Below are 18,647 nucleotides of genomic sequence, written 5' to 3' on the forward strand. Positions count from 1 at the left end.
AGTCCTTTGGTGAGTTCGACCTCAAGCTCAAGCGACGCCTTTATCCTTGGCAACGCTGGAGCCTGTTCCCTCTACGTGACGGAACAGGCTGGAAACAAATCAACGACGTGGCAGGAACTGCAGCGGATCTACAGGTTTACCTTGGCGGCGAATCTCAAAATGCAGTTTCACCCGGTCTGTACCCGTTGACCCCATTTCGGCAATTGTCTGTCCGACCTTGACCTGCTGCCCCTCCCGAACCAACAGCCTGCGGTTATGTCCGTAGGCACTGACGTAGGTATCGCTGTGTTTGATGATGACTAATTCGCCGTAGCCCCTTAAGCCACTCCCGGCGTATACCACCGTCCCATCAGACGCAGCTAAAACAGGCTGTCCCAAATCTCCGGCGATATCAATTCCTTTATTCAAACTCCCGTTTGAAGAGAATTTTCCAATAAGAATGCCATTAGATGGCCATCCCCAGCCGGTCGGGGCTGGGCCTGCCGGAGGCAGTGGGACGGCTGCCGGTTTATTCGCGACGGACGGTACAACCACTGCAGTCGTTGGCCCAGAGCCATTTACCGGGCGCTTGAAAACCGTCGTTTTACTCGACGATGAGGGCGTTGAACTCGAAGAACTGGAAACTGTTGAAGCCGTTGAACCGGTGCGCCCATCGAAGCGAATCGTCTGACCCGGACGGATGGTATATGGCGCCGGAATGTTGTTACGCGCAGCCAGGGCCTTGTAGTCCCAGCCGTAGCGGAAGGCGATGGAGAACAGGGTGTCCTTGGGTCGTACGACGTACTGGCCCGTCGTGACTGCCGGCCGTTGAGCCACGGTGTTGTTGCGATCGACGACGCGTACGTCGCTCGATTTGTTGCTGGAGCATCCGACCAGCAAGGTGCTCAAGACAAGGCCAGTCACCAGGCGCTGAAAGCTCGTGATACCGATTCGCTGCGCAATGACTTTGAGACTCACCCGCCGCTCCCTTTGTGGTGGCTGAAAATTTGAATTGCCAAGTATCGGCAGGAAATGACGCAAGTATAACGGGCCGTGCCGGCTTTACCTTAGTGAACTACCGCACACGTTTGCTCACTGACGATGAATCTGTTTAACCCGATGTTGCCGCTGTAAGACATGAGCAATCGAATAGAATTCAGCGCGTTTAAACAAATGCTCAGGCAAGCGGCCCGTTCAACAACGGCACGAACCGGACAGCACCCAGTACATGCCTGGAAAAACCCTGTTCCTCGCGGACGATCAGCATCAATTGCTGGACCTCCCCCGAGCCGACCGGGATCACCAGGCGTCCACCCGGCGCCAACTGGTCGAGCAACGCCTGGGGAACATCTGTCGCGACCGCCGTGACGATTATTCCGTTGTAGGGCGCCAGCGCCGGCCAGCCTTCCCAGCCGTCCCCCCAGCGAAACACCACATTGCGCAGGTTCAATTCGACCAGGCGCTCCTTGGCCCGGTCCTGCAGGACCTTGATGCGTTCCACTGAGAACACTCGCTCGACCAGCTGCGACAGCACCGCCGTCTGATAACCCGAACCCGTGCCAATCTCGAGGACCTTGTCCAGCGGCCCCGCTTCCAGCAGAAGCTCGCTCATGCGCGCGACCATGTAAGGCTGGGAGATGGTCTGGTTATGGCCGATCGGCAACGCCGTGTCTTCATAAGCGCGGTGAGCCAGTGCTTCATCGACAAACAGATGACGCGGTGTACGGCGAATCACCTCCAGCACCTTGGCGTTGGAGAGGCCCTCGTCGTACAGACGCTGGATCAGGCGCTCGCGGGTACGCTGGGAAGTCATGCCGATGCCGCGCCGCAGAATGTCGTCGTGCTCACGAGCCATTAGCGCAGGCCCTCCAGCCAGCCATCAAGATTTCTGAAGGCGTCATTGAAGGTTCGGTCCAGTTGCAGTGGAGTGATCGAGACATAGCCTTGCACCACTGCGTGGAAATCCGTACCCGGGCCACCGTCTTCGGCGTCCCCGGCAGCTGCAATCCAGTAACCGGACTTGCCACGCGGGTCGACCACTTTCAGCGGTGCCGCAGCCCGGGCGCGATGGCCGAGGCGGGTCAGCTGAATGCCGCGAATGTGATCGAGGGGCAAATTCGGAATGTTCACGTTCAGCACCGTGCGCGGGGGCAGGTCGAGGTCAGCGTGGGCTTCTACCAGTTTGCGCGCAAAGTAAGCCGCTGTGGGAAGGTTCTCCGTCTGCCGTGAGACCAGGGAGAACGCGAAGGAAGGACGCTCCAGGAATCGTCCTTCCAGAGCCGCAGCAACCGTTCCGGAATACAGCACGTCGTCCCCAAGATTGGCGCCCAGGTTGATCCCCGAAACCACCATGTCCGGCTGGCGCTCCAGCAGGCCGTTGAGGCCCAGGTGCACGCAATCGGTAGGCGTGCCGTTGAGGCTGATAAAACCATTGGCCAGGGTTTGCGGGTGCAACGGACGGTCGAGCGTCAGCGAGCTGCTGGCGCCGCTTTTGTCCTGGTCGGGGGCGATAACCACGCACTCGGTGTAATCGGCCAGCGCAGCATAAAGCGCGGCGAGTCCGGGCGCAGTTACCCCATCGTCGTTAGAAATCAGAATACGCATGGGCTGTCCGTCTGCCCCACCGGCACCAGATCGACAAGTTCGCGCACCAATACAGTGGCGAAGCATCCGGCCGGCAGGACGAATTCCAGTTGCAGAATGTCAGGCTCGGGATAATGCCACGTCAACCCACCAATGGGCAGTCGCAGGATGCGACGTTCGTGGCTCATTCCGGCGTTAACCAGCCAATCGCGCAAGTCTGCTTCGCGAGTGGCGATTGCCTGCTCCAGTTCATGGACAACCCCAGCGGCCGGTGAGTCACCTTCACCCCACTGCGGACCTGTGGGATGCAGGTCAAGAATCGCCAGGCGCGGGTCGCTGCATTCAGCTTCGCCAGCCGGAAAGAAGCTGCGGCTGTCAGTGAAAGCCAGCAGGTCGCCGACCTGGGCACGCTGCCAGGTACCGTCGGCCACTCGAGCCGCCAACACCTGGTTGAACAGGAAACTGCGGGCGGTTGAGAGCAGGCGCGAGCGCACGTTGCGCTGCTCCGGCAAAGCCTTGCGCGCAGCCCAGGCACGGGCATCGACCACATTGCCGCCATCGAAGCCGAAACGCTGGGTACCAAAATAATTGGGGACACCTTGTTTGCCGATCAACTGCAGCCGCTGTTCGATCGCCGCCTTGTCGCCAGAGAACTGGGTCAGGCGCAAGGTGAAGCCATTGGCCGAATGAGCACCGCGTTGCAGCTTGCGTTTGTGGCGACCGGTCTTGAGGATTTTCAACGTGTCGTTTTCGGCTGCCGACAAATCAGGATCGGCCTTGCCCGGCAATTGCACGCTGAACCATTGGCGAGTCAGCGCCTGACGGTCCTTGAGCCCCGCGTAACTGACGGTACGTAACGAAACGCCCGCAGCCTTGGCGATTCGCCGTGCCGCTTCCTCGGTGTTCAGGCCGCGCTTCTCGACCCAGATCCATAAATGTTCACCCTCGCCACTGAGGGGGATGTCGAGCACTTCATCGACCTGAAAATCTTCGGCAGTGGCTTTGAGTACCGCAGTGCCAAGCGCCTCACCATAGGCCCGCGGCCCAAGCAGTTGCAGTTCGTTCATGCGCGCAACAACAAGGCAACGGAATGCACGGCGATACCCTCTTCGCGTCCTACAAAGCCAAGCTTTTCGGTAGTGGTGGCTTTTACGTTCACCTGGTCCGGCTCAACTTGAAGATCGGCGGCAATAAGCGCGCGCATCGATTCGATATGCGGGGCCATTTTCGGTGCCTGGGCGACGATGGTGTTGTCGACGTTGCCGACTTTCCACCCCTTGGCGTGGATCAGGCCGACGACGTGACGCAACAGCACACGGCTGTCCGCGCCCTTGAATGTAGGGTCCGTGTCGGGAAAGTGCTTGCCGATATCGCCCAGCGCAGCAGCGCCAAGCAAGGCATCGCTCAAGGCGTGCAGCAGGACGTCACCGTCGGAGTGAGCGAGCAGCCCGAAGCCGTGTGCAATACGCACGCCGCCCAGAGTAATGAAATCGCCTTCAGCGAAACGGTGCACATCATAGCCGTGGCCAATACGCATAAAAAAAACGCCCCGAATTTTGTCAGGGCGTGATTCTACCTGCTTTGCAGCACATTAGGCGTTTAGAGCACGCCCGTGATGCTGCAAGTGGTCATCAATGAAACTGGCGATGAAGAAATAGCTGTGGTCGTAGCCCGGTTGCAAGCGCAACGTCAGCGGATGACCGGCCAGTTTGGCCGCCTGCTGCAGGGCTTCAGGCTTGAGCTGGGTGGCGAGGAAGTCGTCGCGATCACCTTGGTCGACCAGCAGTGGCAGCTTTTCGTCAGCCTCGGCAATCAGTGCACAGGCATCCCACTCGCGCCACTTAGACCGATCCTCTCCCAGGTAACGGGAGAAGGCTTTTTGGCCCCACGGGCAATCCATCGGATTGTTGATCGGTGAAAACGCCGACACCGATTGATAGCGGCCCGGGTTGCGCAAAGCGCAAACCAGCGCACCATGACCGCCCATGGAGTGACCGCTGATGCCGCGTTTGTCCGACGCCGGGAAATGCGCCTCGACCAACGCCGGCAGTTCCTTCACCACATAGTCATGCATCCGGTAATGCCGTGACCAGGGTGCCTGGGTAGCATTCAGATAAAAACCCGCACCCAGGCCAAAATCCCAGGCGCCGTCCGGATCGGCCGGCACATCGGGACCGCGAGGGCTGGTGTCCGGGGCGACGATGATCAACCCCAGTTCCGCAGCCACGCGCATGGCACCGGCCTTTTGCATAAAGTTCTCATCGGTGCAGGTCAGGCCGGACAGCCAGTACAGCACAGGCAGCTTGCCGCCCTGCTCCGCTTGCGGCGGCAGGTACACGGCGAACACCATGTCGCAGCCGAGCACATCGGAACGATGCCGGTAGCGTTTGTGCCAGCCGCCGAAGCTTTTCTGGCAGGAGATATTTTCCAGGCTCATGAGCGACCTCAGAAATGGATGACGCTACGGATGCTCTTGCCTTCGTGCATCAGGTCAAAGGCCTTGTTGATATCTTCCAGGCCCATGGTGTGGGTGATGAAAGTATCCAGCGGGATTTCACCGGTTTCAGCCATTTCGACGTAGCTTGGCAGCTCGGTACGACCACGCACCCCACCGAAAGCCGACCCGCGCCAGACTCGACCGGTCACCAGCTGGAATGGACGGGTGGCGATTTCCTGGCCTGCACCGGCGACGCCGATGATCACCGACTCGCCCCAGCCCTTGTGGCAGCACTCAAGCGCGGCGCGCATCAGTTGCACGTTGCCGATGCATTCGAAGGAAAAGTCGACGCCGCCATCGGTCATGTCGACGATGACTTCCTGGATCGGACGGTCAAAGTCTTTCGGATTGACGCAGTCCGTGGCGCCCAGCTGCTTGGCGATTTCAAACTTGGCCGGGTTGATATCGATGGCAATGATCCGGCCGGCCTTGGCTTTGACCGCACCGATGATCGCAGACAGACCGATCCCGCCGAGGCCGAAGATAGCGACGGTATCGCCTGGTTTTACCTTGGCGGTGTTGAGCACGGCACCAATGCCGGTGGTGACCCCGCAACCCAGCAGGCAGACTTTCTCCAGCGGCGCTTCCTTGGCGATCTTGGCGACGGAGATTTCCGGCAGCACGGTGTACTCGGAAAAAGTCGAAGTCCCCATGTAGTGGAAAATTTCCTGGCCCTTGTAGGAAAAGCGCGTGGTGCCGTCGGGCATCAGGCCTTTGCCCTGGGTGGCGCGAATGGCCTGGCACAGGTTGGTTTTGCCCGACAGGCAGAACTTGCACTGGCGGCATTCCGGGGTATACAGCGGAATCACATGATCGCCGACAGCGACCGACGTCACGCCTTCGCCGATGGCTTCAACCACTGCGCCACCTTCGTGTCCCAGGATCGATGGAAAGATGCCTTCCGGGTCTGCACCGGACAGCGTGTAGGCATCGGTATGACAAACCCCGGAGGCCACGACGCGCAGCAGGACTTCACCGGCCTTGGGCATGGCGACGTCGACTTCAACGATCTCAAGAGGTTTCCTGGCCTCGAAGGCAACGGCGGCGCGTGACTTGATCATGGGGATAGATACTCCAGTGAATAAACGAGACAAGGAGTGTAATACATCGATTTACGGTGAATAATCAGGACAAAAGCAAAACATTATTGCTACACAGGGATAATCATCCATGTCGGAAAATCGCTGGGAAGGCATTGACGAGTTTGTGGCTGTGGCGGAATGCAGTCAGTTCACAGCGGCTGCGGAACGCCTTGGCGTTTCTTCGTCGCACGTCAGCCGACAAATCGTCCGCCTCGAAGAGCGTCTGCAGACCCGCCTGCTATACCGCAGCACCCGGCGGGTAACGTTAACTGAAGCCGGGCAGACGTTCCTGCAACATTGCCAGCGCCTGCAGGATGGGCGCGAAGAAGCACTGCGTGCAGTCGGCGACCTGACCAGCGAGCCCAAGGGCATGCTGCGCATGACGTGCGCGGTGGCCTACGGCGAACGGTTTATCGTGCCGCTGGTGACACGATTCATGGCGCTCTACCCGCAACTGCGCATTGATATCGAACTGAGCAACCGCCAACTCGATTTGGTGCATGAAGGCCTCGACCTGGCCATTCGTCTTGGCCGTCTACAGGATTCGCGGCTGGTCGCGGCACGCCTGGCGCCACGGCGCATGTACCTGTGCGCCTCCCCGTCCTACGTCGAACGCTACGGTCGCCCACACAGCCTGTCTGAACTGAGCCGGCATAATTGCCTGATCGGCAGTTCCGACCTGTGGCAACTGGAGCAGAACGGGCGAGAGTTTTCCCAGCGGGTGCAGGGCAACTGGCGCTGCAACAGTGGGCAAGCGGTGCTGGACGCAGCATTACAGGGGGTCGGGTTGTGTCAGCTGCCGGATTATTACGTGCTGGAGCATTTGAAAAACGGCGAGCTGATTTCCCTGCTGGATGCACATCAGCCGCCGAACACGGCGGTGTGGGCGCTTTATCCGCAGCAGCGTCATCTGTCGCCGAAGGTGCGCAAGCTGGTGGATTATTTGAAGGAGGGGTTGGCCAAGCGGCCGGAGTATCGGGGTTGATGGTTTGAAGATCAAAGATCGTCCGAAGGCTCGGGCCGCGTTCAGACGATCTTTTAGCGCCGGTGAGCCCAACGCTGACGCAACCACTCCAAATCTTCGGGGCGGGTAACCTTTAGATTGTCGGAGCGACCTTCAATCAGACGCGGTGCCAACCCCGCCCACTCCATCGCCGACGCTTCGTCGGTGATAACTGCATCTGCCACCAGGCTGTCAGCCAGCGCACGATGCAGTGCACCCAGGCGAAACATCTGCGGCGTATACGCCTGCCAGATCACACTGCGATCTACGGTTTCAACCACACGCCCCTGCTTGTCGACCCGTTTCAACGTATCGCGCGCCGGCACCGCCAGCAGCCCACCGACCGGATCATCCGCCAGTTCACTCAGCAACTTATCGAGATCATCACGGGCCAGGTTCGGTCGAGCGGCGTCGTGCACCAACACCCAGTCTTCATCATCAGCACCCAATGCATGCAGATGCAGCAAGGCATTGAGCACTGAGCCGGAGCGTTCGCCACCACCGGCCACGCGCTGAATTCGCGGGTCAGATGCGCACGCCAGGTTTGGCCAATAAGGATCATCAACAGCAATACTGACCACCAACCCCTTAAGGCCAGGATGGTCAAGGAAACAGCCAAGGCTGTGTTCGAGAATAGTGCGCCCGCCCAGTTGCAAGTATTGCTTGGGACGGTCCGCAGCCATACGGGCACCGACGCCCGCGGCAGGAATCACGGCCCAGAAGGCCGGTACCGAGGAATTCATTGAGCCAACTGGTAAAGGGTTTCACCGTCCTTGACCATGCCCAACTCATGGCGAGCCCGCTCTTCAACGGTCTCCATGCCTTTTTTCAACTCACTGACTTCTGCGTCCATGACACGATTGCGTTCCAGCAAGCCTTCGTTCTCAGCGTGCTGATCGGCGATCTGCTGAGTCAGCTCGGCCACTTGCGCCAGGCTGCCATTACCCACCCAAAGGCGGTACTGCAGGCCAGCCAGCAACAGGAGCAAGACGAGAAACAACCAATTGGGACTGCGCATCGAATATCGGGTTTCCAGTGAAAAAGACAGCCATGCCAAAACTTGAAGCATCTGATAGCACGAAGCCTGGAAGACCCAGGCTTGTGCTGATAAGGCATCAGATTAGTGGCAAATCCATCGCCGTTGCGATTTTTTCACCACAATCCGCTGACTTTACATCAGTAGATGATCAACCGCGGAATTCGCTGCGACCGTTGTACTTGGCCTTGCCGTTCAACTGCTCTTCGATACGCAGCAGTTGGTTGTACTTGGATACCCGATCCGAACGGCACAGGGAGCCGGTCTTGATCTGGCCCGCTGCAGTGCCCACGGCCAGGTCGGCAATGGTCGAATCTTCGGTTTCGCCGGAGCGGTGCGAGATCACGGCAGTGTAACCAGCGGCCTTGGCCATCTGGATGGCTTCCAGGGTTTCGGTCAGGGTGCCGATCTGGTTGAACTTGATCAGGATCGAGTTGGCAATCTTCTTATCGATGCCTTCTTTCAGGATCTTGGTATTGGTCACGAACAGGTCGTCACCTACCAGCTGGGTCTTCTCGCCGATTTTGTCGGTGAGGATTTTCCAGCCAGCCCAGTCGGACTCGTCCAGGCCGTCTTCGATCGAGATGATCGGGTAACGCTCGGTCAGGCCCTTGAGGTAGTCGGCAAAACCTTCGGCGGTGAACACCTGGCCTTCGCCGGACAGGTTGTACTTGCCATCTTCGTAGAACTCGCTGGCGGCGCAGTCCAGAGCCAGGGTCACGTCGGTGCCCAACGTGTAACCGGCGTTGGCCACGGCCTCGGAGATCACTTTCAAAGCGTCTTCGTTGGAAGCCAGGTTCGGTGCGAAACCACCTTCGTCACCCACTGCAGTGCTCAGGCCACGGGCCTTCAGGACAGCTTTGAGGTGATGGAAGATTTCGGTGCCCATGCGCAGGCCTTCCGAGAAAGACTTGGCGCCGACCGGCTGAACCATGAATTCCTGGATGTCGACGTTGTTATCCGCGTGCTCGCCGCCGTTGATGATGTTCATCATCGGAACCGGCATGGAGTAAACACCCGGGGTACCGTTCAGGTTGGCGATGTGAGCGTACAGCGGCAGGTCCTGGTCCTGTGCGGCGGCCTTGGCGGCTGCCAGGGAAACGGCGAGGATCGCGTTGGCGCCCAGGGAGCCTTTGTTTTCAGTGCCATCAAGCTTGATCATCGCGTGATCCAGCGCTTTCTGGTCGCTTGGGTCTGTACCTTTCAACAGGTCGCGGATCGGACCGTTGATGTTGGCGACGGCTTTCAGAACGCCTTTGCCCAGGTAACGGCTCTTGTCGCCATCACGCAGCTCGAGCGCTTCGCGCGAGCCAGTGGAAGCACCGGACGGCGCGCACGCGCTACCGATGATGCCGTTATCGAGAAGCACATCCGCTTCCACGGTGGGATTGCCACGGGAGTCGAGAACTTCACGACCTTTGATGTCGACGATTTTTGCCATTGTTGTAAACACTCCAAAGTTGACGAAAACGACGCAGCTAGAGGAAATCTTTTACCGTCGGCAAGTGGTGTACAGCGGGCAGACTTGCGGACGATAAGGCTCAGGCCCGAGGGCCTGAGCAACAAATCGTGCGGTACTTTACCGGAGAAATGAGGATTACGCGGTTTCTACCGTCGGAAAACTCTTCACCAGTTCGTCCAAAGCTTTGAGCTGGGCCAGGAATGGCTCCAGTTTGTCCAGGCGCAAGGCGCAAGGGCCGTCGCACTTGGCGTTGTCCGGGTCCGGGTGAGCTTCGAGGAACAGACCCGCCAGCGACTGGCTCATGCCCGCCTTGGCCAGATCCAGAACCTGTGCACGGCGGCCGCCGGCGGAATCGGCACGACCACCGGGCATTTGCAACGCGTGGGTCACGTCGAAAAATACCGGGTATTCGAACTGCTTCATGATGCCGAAGCCGAGCATGTCGACCACGAGGTTGTTGTAGCCGAAGCTCGAACCACGCTCGCAGAGGATCAGTTGATCGTTACCCGCTTCCACGCACTTGTTCAGGATGTGTTTCATTTCCTGAGGCGCGAGAAACTGGGCTTTCTTGATGTTGATCACTGCATTGGTCTTGGCCATCGCGACGACCAGATCGGTCTGGCGCGACAGGAAGGCCGGCAGCTGAATGATGTCGCAGACTTCAGCGACGACCGCAGCCTGATCAGGCTCGTGGACGTCGGTGATGATCGGCACGCCAAAGGCTTGCTTGATGTCCTGGAAGATGCGCATGCCCTCTTCCAGGCCCGGACCACGGTAAGAGGTCACAGAAGACCGGTTGGCCTTGTCGAAGCTGGCCTTGAACACGTAAGGGATACCGAGTTTCTCGGTAACCTTTACGTATTCTTCGCAGACCTGCATCGCCATGTCGCGGCTTTCCAGCACGTTCATGCCACCGAACAGCACCATTGGCTTGTCGTTGGCAATCTCGATATCGCCTACGCGGATGATCTTCTGCGCCATCAGGTTTACGCCTTCTTCTGGTGTTGAGCCAAAGCAGCTTTGACAAAACCGCTGAACAACGGGTGACCGTCGCGCGGCGTCGAGGTGAACTCAGGGTGGAACTGGCAAGCGACGAACCATGGATGATCCGGAGCTTCGACCACTTCGACCAACGCGCCATCACCGGAGCGACCGGAGATTTTCAGACCGGCTTCCATGATTTGCGGCAGCAGGTTGTTGTTCACTTCGTAGCGATGACGGTGACGCTCTACGATCACGTCCTTGGCGTAGCAATCGTGCACCAGGGAACCCGGCTCAAGCAGGCAATCCTGCGCACCAAGACGCATGGTGCCGCCCAGGTCGGAGGTTTCGGTACGGGTTTCGACGGCGCCGGTGGCATCTTCCCACTCGGTGATCAGACCCACGACCGGGTGGCCGCTGGCACGATCGAACTCGGTGGAGTTGGCATCTTTCCAGCCCAGCACGTTACGAGCGAACTCGATCACGGCCACTTGCATGCCCAGGCAGATACCCAGGTACGGAACCTTGTTTTCGCGAGCGAATTGAACGGCAGTAATCTTGCCTTCCACGCCCCGCAGGCCGAAGCCGCCAGGTACGAGGATCGCATCGACGCCTTCCAGCAGTGCAGTCCCCTGGTTCTCGATGTCTTCGGAATCGATGTAGCGCAGGTTGACCTTGGTGCGGTTGCTGATGCCGGCGTGACTCATCGCTTCGATCAGCGACTTGTAGGCGTCCAGCAGTTCCATGTACTTGCCGACCATGGCGATGGTAACTTCATGCTCAGGATTGAGCTTGGCGTCGACCACGGCTTCCCACTCGGACAGGTCGGCACCGCCACATTGCAGGCCGAAACGCTCGACGACAAAATCATCCAGGCCTTGCGAATGCAGGATGCCCGGGATCTTGTAGATGGTGTCGGCGTCTTCCAGCGCGATCACCGCACGTTCTTCAACGTTGGTGAACTGGGCGATCTTGCGACGCGACGAGATGTCGATCGGGTGATCGGAGCGGCATACCAGCACGTCTGGCTGCAGGCCGATGGAGCGCAGCTCCTTGACCGAATGCTGGGTTGGCTTGGTCTTGGTCTCGCCAGCAGTGGCGATGTAGGGCACCAGCGTCAGGTGCATCAGCATCGCGCGCTTGGCGCCGACTTCGAAACGCAATTGACGGATGGCTTCGAGGAACGGTTGCGACTCGATGTCACCCACGGTGCCACCGATCTCGACCATGGCCACGTCGGCATCGCCGGCGCCCTTGATGATGCGGCGCTTGATTTCGTCGGTGATGTGCGGGATCACCTGGATGGTTGCACCCAGGTAGTCACCACGACGCTCTTTGCGCAGCACGTGCTCGTACACACGGCCGGTCGTGAAGTTGTTGTTCTGGGTCATGGTCGTGCGGATGAACCGCTCGTAGTGGCCCAGGTCCAGGTCGGTCTCGGCGCCGTCGTGGGTGACGAACACTTCACCGTGCTGGAACGGGCTCATGGTGCCCGGGTCGACGTTGATGTACGGGTCCAGCTTCAGCATGGTGACCTTAAGTCCCCGCGCCTCCAGGATCGCCGCCAATGAAGCCGATGCAATGCCTTTCCCCAATGAAGAAACAACACCGCCCGTGACGAATATGTAGCGCGTCATGAAAAACCCTAGAAGTCTGCGTTAAAGCGGTCCGAGCCGCCGGGGAAAGCGAAGGAAGGCCGAAGCCCCCGATCACCTGCATTAATCACAGTGCACCTTTCAAAAAAACCGCCGCGTTGGGACAGACCGGTAGATGAAACACCGGTAGGTTGCTCGCTACACATTTTTTGGAATCGCCCAGCAAAGACTGCTTGGTAATCGGCAACTCCTGCGATTCAGGCGAATCCACAGAAGTTGTATCAAGAAGGGAGCGTAGTCTACCGGAAAGCCCCTTTCAGCTCAAACCTTGATCTTCGCTTAGTGGAGCCCAATGCAAATGCCAGCCGTCCCGCGCGCAGCCACTCAAGTCCCGCAAGTTGGCCACCCCAAGCAATTGCTCGCCTCGGTAGAGCAGCGGCAATCTGCCACGCACAAACCCCGGGACATGCCTTTCGTTGAGCAGGCGCTTGAGATCGCGATGACCTCGGTCGGCCACAGCCATGACCTCCCCCCCCTGACGATAGCGGATTTGCAACGGACCATCGGGAATCCGGCCGTTGAAATTGAGCACGCCGTTATCCGTCAGCACCAGTGGCTGGGAGGGATCATTCCAGGCTACGGCGTCGGTTGCCGGACGTAGCCAGCTGCCGGCCAACCACCAGATCCGCCCGCCCGTGCGATGCAATTCGCCCTGGGCCAGGCGCCAGATCGGCCGGGCATCGGGGGCGGCATCGCGCAGGTTCTCCCAACCCGACCAATGGTCGCTGTCGGGCAGCTGGGTGAGTGCCGCAAGCCAGCCACTCAGCGCATTGCGCTGGCGCGCGGCGGAAAGTCCCGCAAGCGCTGCCAACTCCAGCGAGGGCACGCCCAACCAGTCGAAATCACTGGCCGTGCGGGCGCTGGCCAGATCCATGTGCGCCAGCTCATCAAGCAAGTCCTGCGCTTCCCGCAGGTGTGCCGCGCTGCGGGCCATGGTGGTCACCGCTTGCGGCCAGCGCTCGATCATGACCGGCAAAACCTGATGACGCAGGTAGTTGCGCGAGAACTGCCGGTCCTGGTTCGAAGGGTCATCGATCCAGCGCAACTGATGCTCGGCCGCGTAGAACTCGAGCTCGCCGCGAGTGACATCGAGCAACGGACGCAACAGATGGCCGCGCCCCAGGGTTCGCTGTGAAGGCATTCCCGCCAGGCCGCGCACCCCGGACCCGCGCATCAACCGAAACAACAGGGTTTCGGCCTGATCGTCGCGGTGCTGCGCAGTCAGCAGTAACTCGCCGGCCCCAGTCGCCGCCACGAACGCCCTATAGCGAGCTTCCCGGGCGGCGCGCTCGAGGCTGGCGCCGGGCTCCACCTGCACGCGAACGACCTGCAGGGGCACACTCAGCTCGTTGCAGACTGTCCGGCAATGCTGCGGCCACGCGTCAGCCGCAGCCTGGAGGCCGTGATGGACATGGATGGCGCTCAGCGCCGGCAGGGAGTGTTTTTTTGCGAGATGGGCGAGCAGGTGCAGCAGGACGGTGGAGTCGAGTCCGCCGGAGAAGGCGATGTGCCAACGAGCGGCATTGCGCCAGGGCGTAAGGTTCAGGAGCAACCTTGCAGGCAGATCAGTCATGGGCTGACTCATATCGTTCAAACCACACAAATCAACTGTGGGAGCGGGCTTGCCCGCGAAGAGGCCGTCACATTCAACATCAACGTTGACTGGTACACCGCCTTCGCGGGCAAGCCCGCTCCCACATGGGACACTGCGTGGTCGTTAGAGACCGTAGCTCATCAGACGCTCGTAACGACGGGCCAGCAGCGCTTCGTTATCGAACTTCTTCAGCATCGCCAGTTGCGAGCTCAGCTCTGCACGGATGGACGCGGCCGCTGCGGCCGGGTCGCGGTGAGCGCCACCCAGAGGCTCGCCGATCACCTTGTCGACGATACCCAGGCCTTTGAGGCGCTCGGCGGTGATGCCCATGGCTTCAGCAGCATCCGGCGCCTTTTCGGCGGTTTTCCACAGGATCGACGCGCAGCCTTCCGGCGAAATCACTGCATAGGTCGAGTACTGCAGCATGTTCAACTGGTCGCAAACACCGATCGCCAGTGCACCACCGGAACCACCTTCACCGATCACGGTGGCGATGATTGGGGTTTTCAGGCGTGCCATGACTCGCAGGTTCCAGGCAATCGCTTCGCTCTGGTTGCGCTCTTCAGCATCGATGCCCGGGTAAGCGCCTGGCGTATCGATGAACGTCAGGATTGGCATCTTGAAGCGTTCAGCCATTTCCATCAGGCGGCACGCCTTGCGGTAGCCCTCAGGGCGCGGCATGCCGAAGTTGCGGCGAACCTTCTCGCGCACTTCACGGCCTTTCTGGTGACCGATGATCATCACCGGCTGGTCGTCCAGACGGGCAATGCCGCCCACGATGGCCGCGTCGTCGGAAAAGTGACGGTCGCCGTGCAGTTCGTCGAACTCGGTGAAGATGTGCTCGATGTAATCGAGGGTGTATGGACGTTTCGGGTGACGCGCCAGACGTGCAATCTGCCAACTGGTCAGCTTGCCGAAGATGTCCTCGGTCAAGGTGCTGCTCTTGTCCTGAAGGCGGGAGATCTCATCGCCGATATTCAGCGAATTGTCATTACCGACCAAGCGCAACTCTTCGATCTTGGCTTGAAGGTCGGCGATCGGCTGTTCGAAATCTAGAAAATTCGGGTTCATAGGCGTCCGTCTTGGGTCGACGTCCAAGTGAGCTTGGGCCGGCCGGTTGTCTATTCGCGCCCTACCATAAGGGACAGGCGCGTTCAGGTCGAGATTAAAAATTGGGTCGAGATCAGGGCTGCTCTCTTGTGCAAGAGCGGCACCTGGCCGTCAACGGTATTGGAGGAAGACGTTGTCTCGCCCGAACTGGTCACGCAAGGCTTGAATCAACGCATCCGCCGGGTCGATTCGCCAGGTCTCGCCAAACTGCAGCAAGGCCTTGGCATCGGGGCTCGTGTATTCCATGGTAATAGGACACGCGCCGCGATGGCGCTTGAACAATTCACCCAGCCAGCGTAGCTGATCGCCCTTCAAGTCCTTGGTCTGCAACTTCAGGCGCAGGCTTTCAGCCAGGTTGGTGCGCGCATCTTCCATGCTCATCACCCGCTTGACCCGCAGGCGCAGGCCGCCGGAAAAATCATCGTTGCTGACCTCGCCTTCGACCACCACCATCGCGTCGGTCTGCAACAACGATTGCGCGGAATGGAACGCCTCGGCAAACAATGAGGCTTCAATGCGGCCGGAGCGGTCGTCCAGGGTAATGAACCCCATCTTGTCGCCCTTTTTGTTTTTCATCACCCGCAGCGCAATGATCATACCGGCCACGGTCTGGGTATCGCGTGCCGGCTTCAGGTCAATAATGCGCTGGCGGGCGAAACGGCGGATCTCGCCTTCGTACTCGTCGATCGGGTGGCCGGTGAGGTACAGGCCCAAGGTATCTTTCTCGCCCTTGAGGCGTTCCTTGAGGGTCAGTTCCTTGGCCTTGCGATGGTTGGCGTAAACATCCGCATCCTCTTCGACGAACAGGCCACCAAACAGGTCGGCGTGGCCACTGTCGTGGGTGCGCGCGGTCTGTTCCGCCGCCTTGATAGCCCCTTCCATCGCATTGAGCAACACGGCACGATTCTGGTCGATGCTCGCTTGATAGGCTTTGGGCTCGTCGTGGAAATACGGTCCCAGGCGATCCAGCGCACCGCTGCGGATCAAACCGTCCAGGGTACGTTTGTTGATGCGCTTGAGATCGACCCGAGCGCAGAAATCGAACAGGTCCTTGAACGGCCCATCCTGGCGCGCCTCGGTGATGGCTTCCACCGGCCCCTCACCCACGCCCTTGATCGCACCAAGGCCGTAAATAATCCGGCCTTCTTCGTTCACCGTGAACTTGAACTCCGAAGTATTCACATCCGGCGCGTCGAGACGCAGCTTCATGGTGCGAATTTCTTCGATCAAGGTCACGACCTTGTCGGTGTTGTGCATGTCCGCCGACAGTACCGCAGCCATGAACGGCGCCGGGTAATGTGTCTTCAGCCATGCGGTCTGGTACGACACCAGGCCATAGGCTGCGGAGTGAGACTTGTTGAAGCCGTAACCGGCGAATTTCTCCACCAGGTCGAAGATGTTACCCGCAAGGTCAGCATCGATATTGTTGGTCGCGCAACCTTCGATGAAACCGCCGCGCTGCTTGGCCATTTCCTCGGGCTTTTTCTTGCCCATGGCGCGCCGGAGCATGTCCGCCCCGCCCAAAGTGTAACCAGCCATGACTTGGGCAATCTGCATCACCTGTTCCTGATACAGGATGATGCCGTAAGTCGGTGCCAATACCGGCTTGAGGCCCTCGTACTGGTAGTCCGAGTGCGGGTACGCCAGTTCCGCGCGACCGTGCTTACGGTTGATAAAGTCGTCAACCATGCCTGACTGCAAAGGCCCCGGACGGAACAGGGCCACCAGTGCGATCAAGTCTTCGAGGCAGTCGGGCTTGAGCTTCTTGATCAGCTCCTTCATGCCGCGCGACTCAAGCTGGAACACCGCTGTGGTTTCGGCTTTTTGCAGCAACTGGTAGGTCGGTTTGTCATCCAGCGGAATGAAGGCGATGTCCAGGGGCGCTTCATCGACCTTGGCACGGTCGCGGTTGATGGTTTTCAGCGCCCAGTCGATGACCGTCAGGGTCCGTAGCCCCAGGAAGTCGAACTTCACCAGGCCAGCGGCCTCGACGTCGTCCTTGTCGAACTGAGTGACCAGGCCATCGCCGGCTTCGTCGCAATAAATGGGCGAGAAGTCAGTGAGCTTGGTCGGGGCGATAACCACACCACCGGCGTGCTTGCCGACGTTACGCACCACGCCTTCAAGCTTGCGCGCCATCTCCCAGATTTCTGCGGCTTCTTCATCGACCTTGATGAAGTCGCGCAGGATTTCTTCCTGTTCGTAGGCTTTTTCCAGGGTCATGCCGACTTCGAACGGAATCATCTTCGACAGACGATCCGCCAGGCCGTAGGACTTGCCCTGCACCCGCGCCACGTCCCGGACCACAGCCTTGGCGGCCATGGAGCCGAAGGTGATGATCTGGCTTACCGCGTTACGTCCGTACTTCTCGGCCACGTACTCGATGACCCGGTCACGACCGTCCATGCAGAAGTCGACGTCGAAGTCGGGCATGGATACCCGTTCCGGGTTGAGGAAACGTTCGAACAGCAGGTCGTATTCCAGAGGATCAAGGTCGGTGATCTTCTGCACATAGGCCACCAGCGAGCCGGCACCCGAGCCCCGGCCGGGACCTACCGGCACACCGTTGCTCTTGGCCCACTGGATGAAGTCCATCACGATCAGGAAGTAACCGGGAAAACCCATCTGGATAATGATATCCAGCTCGAAATTCAACCGGTCGACATACACCTGGCGCTTGGCTTCGTAGTCCTCGGTGGTATCCCTGGGCAGCAGGACGGTGAGGCGGTCTTCCAGGCCGTCAAAGGACACCTTGCGGAAATATTCGTCGATGGTCATGCCATCGGGAATCGGGAAGTTGGGCAGGAAGTGCTTGCCCAGCTTCACTTCGATGTTGCAACGCCGGGCGATCTCGACGGTGTTTTCCAGCGCTTCGGGAATGTCGCTGAACAGCTCGGCCATTTCCTCGGCACTTTTGAGGTACTGCTGGTCGCTGTAGTTCTTCGAGCGCCGGGGATCGTCGAGGGCCCGGCCCTCACCGATGCAGACCCGGGTTTCGTGGGCGGCAAAATCTTCCTGCTTGATGAACCGCACATCGTTGGTCGCCACCAGCGGTGCACCGATTTTCTCGGCCAGGGCGACGGCGCCGTGCAGTTGCTCTTCGTCGTTGGGACGGTTGGTGCGCTGGATTTCCAGATAGAAGCGGTCCGGGAACACCGCCATCCATTCCCGTGCCAGGGTTTCCGCTTCCGCCGGATTGCCACTGAGCATGGCCAGGCCGATTTCGCCTTCCTTGGCCGCCGACAACATAATCAGGCCTTCGCTGGCCTCGGCCACCCACTCGCGCTCGATGATGATCGAACCATTGCGCTGGCCGTCGATGAAGCCCCGGGAGATCAGTTCAGTCAGGTTGCGATAACCCACGGCGTTCATCGCCAGCAGGCTGATCCTGCTCAATGCATTGTCCGGGTCCTTGTTGGACAGCCACAAGTCGGCGCCGCAGATCGGCTTGATGCCTGCACCCATGGCTGCTTTATAGAATTTGACCAGAGAGCACATGTTGTTCTGGTCGGTGACCGCCACGGCAGGCATGTTCATGCCGACCAGGGTCTTGACCAGCGGTTTGATCCGCACCAGACCGTCGACCAGGGAGTATTCAGTGTGCAGGCGTAGATGAACGAATGAAGCCGGCATGGTGATCCTGTCTGTGAGCTCGAAAACAACAA

Annotated in this window: 16 protein-coding genes; 1 reads left to right on the forward strand and 15 read right to left on the reverse strand. The window is 59.5% G+C overall.

The window, feature by feature from the left end; all coding sequences use genetic code 11:
- Window positions 1-99: 99 nt before the first annotated feature.
- From HYI44_RS18630 to HYI44_RS18660, 7 genes are all read right to left on the reverse strand, one after another.
- On the reverse strand, window positions 100-957 hold the full coding sequence (locus tag HYI44_RS18630; protein WP_225570166.1) for a peptidoglycan DD-metalloendopeptidase family protein: 858 nt from the start codon (window positions 955-957) through the stop codon (window positions 100-102).
- A gap of 199 nt (window positions 958-1,156) precedes the next feature.
- A complete protein-coding gene (locus tag HYI44_RS18635; protein WP_205940048.1) occupies window positions 1,157-1,792 on the reverse strand; it encodes a protein-L-isoaspartate(D-aspartate) O-methyltransferase in 636 nt (211 codons plus the stop codon).
- Between the two features lie 41 nt (window positions 1,793-1,833).
- Window positions 1,834-2,583 carry a 5'/3'-nucleotidase SurE gene (surE, locus tag HYI44_RS18640; protein WP_122837703.1) on the reverse strand — a complete coding sequence of 250 codons (750 nt, stop codon included), beginning with the start codon at window positions 2,581-2,583 and terminating at the stop codon, window positions 1,834-1,836.
- A complete protein-coding gene (truD, locus tag HYI44_RS18645) occupies window positions 2,571-3,629 on the reverse strand; it encodes a tRNA pseudouridine(13) synthase TruD (protein ID WP_122837702.1) in 1,059 nt (352 codons plus the stop codon). Before truD ends, surE begins: the two co-directional genes overlap by 13 nt.
- On the reverse strand, window positions 3,626-4,099 hold the full coding sequence (gene ispF / locus HYI44_RS18650; RefSeq protein WP_045060147.1) for a 2-C-methyl-D-erythritol 2,4-cyclodiphosphate synthase: 474 nt from the start codon (window positions 4,097-4,099) through the stop codon (window positions 3,626-3,628). Before ispF ends, truD begins: the two co-directional genes overlap by 4 nt.
- 54 nt (window positions 4,100-4,153) lie before the next feature.
- Window positions 4,154-4,999 carry an S-formylglutathione hydrolase gene (fghA, locus tag HYI44_RS18655; protein ID WP_225570167.1) on the reverse strand — a complete coding sequence of 282 codons (846 nt, stop codon included), beginning with the start codon at window positions 4,997-4,999 and terminating at the stop codon, window positions 4,154-4,156.
- An 8-nt stretch (window positions 5,000-5,007) separates the two neighbouring features.
- Window positions 5,008-6,120, reverse strand: a complete 1,113-nt coding sequence (locus HYI44_RS18660) for an S-(hydroxymethyl)glutathione dehydrogenase/class III alcohol dehydrogenase (protein ID WP_045060145.1) — start codon at window positions 6,118-6,120, stop codon at window positions 5,008-5,010.
- Between the two features lie 109 nt (window positions 6,121-6,229).
- On the opposite strand from HYI44_RS18660, the gene HYI44_RS18665 reads away from it, so the two are divergent.
- Complete coding sequence (locus HYI44_RS18665) at window positions 6,230-7,126, forward strand: LysR substrate-binding domain-containing protein (protein ID WP_122837700.1); 897 nt, start codon at window positions 6,230-6,232, stop codon at window positions 7,124-7,126.
- Window positions 7,127-7,179: 53 nt separating this feature from the next.
- On the opposite strand, the gene ispD is transcribed toward HYI44_RS18665, so the two are convergent.
- The 8 genes from ispD to dnaE form a co-directional block, all read right to left on the reverse strand.
- Window positions 7,180-7,887: a 2-C-methyl-D-erythritol 4-phosphate cytidylyltransferase gene (ispD, locus tag HYI44_RS18670; protein WP_122837699.1), complete on the reverse strand. Its 708-nt coding sequence runs from the start codon at window positions 7,885-7,887 to the stop codon at window positions 7,180-7,182.
- Window positions 7,884-8,162, reverse strand: coding sequence for a cell division protein FtsB (gene ftsB, locus HYI44_RS18675; protein WP_008028992.1), 279 nt, complete (start codon window positions 8,160-8,162; stop codon window positions 7,884-7,886). Before ftsB ends, ispD begins: the two co-directional genes overlap by 4 nt.
- A gap of 169 nt (window positions 8,163-8,331) precedes the next feature.
- Window positions 8,332-9,621: a phosphopyruvate hydratase gene (gene eno, locus HYI44_RS18680; protein WP_045060142.1), complete on the reverse strand. Its 1,290-nt coding sequence runs from the start codon at window positions 9,619-9,621 to the stop codon at window positions 8,332-8,334.
- Window positions 9,622-9,777: 156 nt separating this feature from the next.
- The gene (gene kdsA / locus HYI44_RS18685) at window positions 9,778-10,623 is read right to left on the reverse strand and encodes a 3-deoxy-8-phosphooctulonate synthase (RefSeq protein ID WP_016985082.1); all 846 of its coding nucleotides are present in this window, start codon (window positions 10,621-10,623) and stop codon (window positions 9,778-9,780) included.
- A 5-nt stretch (window positions 10,624-10,628) separates the two neighbouring features.
- Window positions 10,629-12,260, reverse strand: a complete 1,632-nt coding sequence (locus HYI44_RS18690) for a CTP synthase (protein ID WP_028622541.1) — start codon at window positions 12,258-12,260, stop codon at window positions 10,629-10,631.
- Between the two features lie 274 nt (window positions 12,261-12,534).
- Window positions 12,535-13,863: a tRNA lysidine(34) synthetase TilS gene (tilS, locus tag HYI44_RS18695; protein WP_225570168.1), complete on the reverse strand. Its 1,329-nt coding sequence runs from the start codon at window positions 13,861-13,863 to the stop codon at window positions 12,535-12,537.
- Between the two features lie 132 nt (window positions 13,864-13,995).
- Window positions 13,996-14,943, reverse strand: coding sequence for an acetyl-CoA carboxylase carboxyltransferase subunit alpha (locus HYI44_RS18700; RefSeq protein WP_010462799.1), 948 nt, complete (start codon window positions 14,941-14,943; stop codon window positions 13,996-13,998).
- Between the two features lie 150 nt (window positions 14,944-15,093).
- Window positions 15,094-18,615: a DNA polymerase III subunit alpha gene (gene dnaE, locus HYI44_RS18705; RefSeq protein WP_045060139.1), complete on the reverse strand. Its 3,522-nt coding sequence runs from the start codon at window positions 18,613-18,615 to the stop codon at window positions 15,094-15,096.
- Window positions 18,616-18,647: the final 32 nt, after the last annotated feature.

The organism is Pseudomonas sp. Y24-6 (assembly GCF_020295325.1).
GTDB classification, from domain to species: Bacteria; Pseudomonadota; Gammaproteobacteria; order Pseudomonadales; family Pseudomonadaceae; genus Aquipseudomonas; species Aquipseudomonas gregormendelii.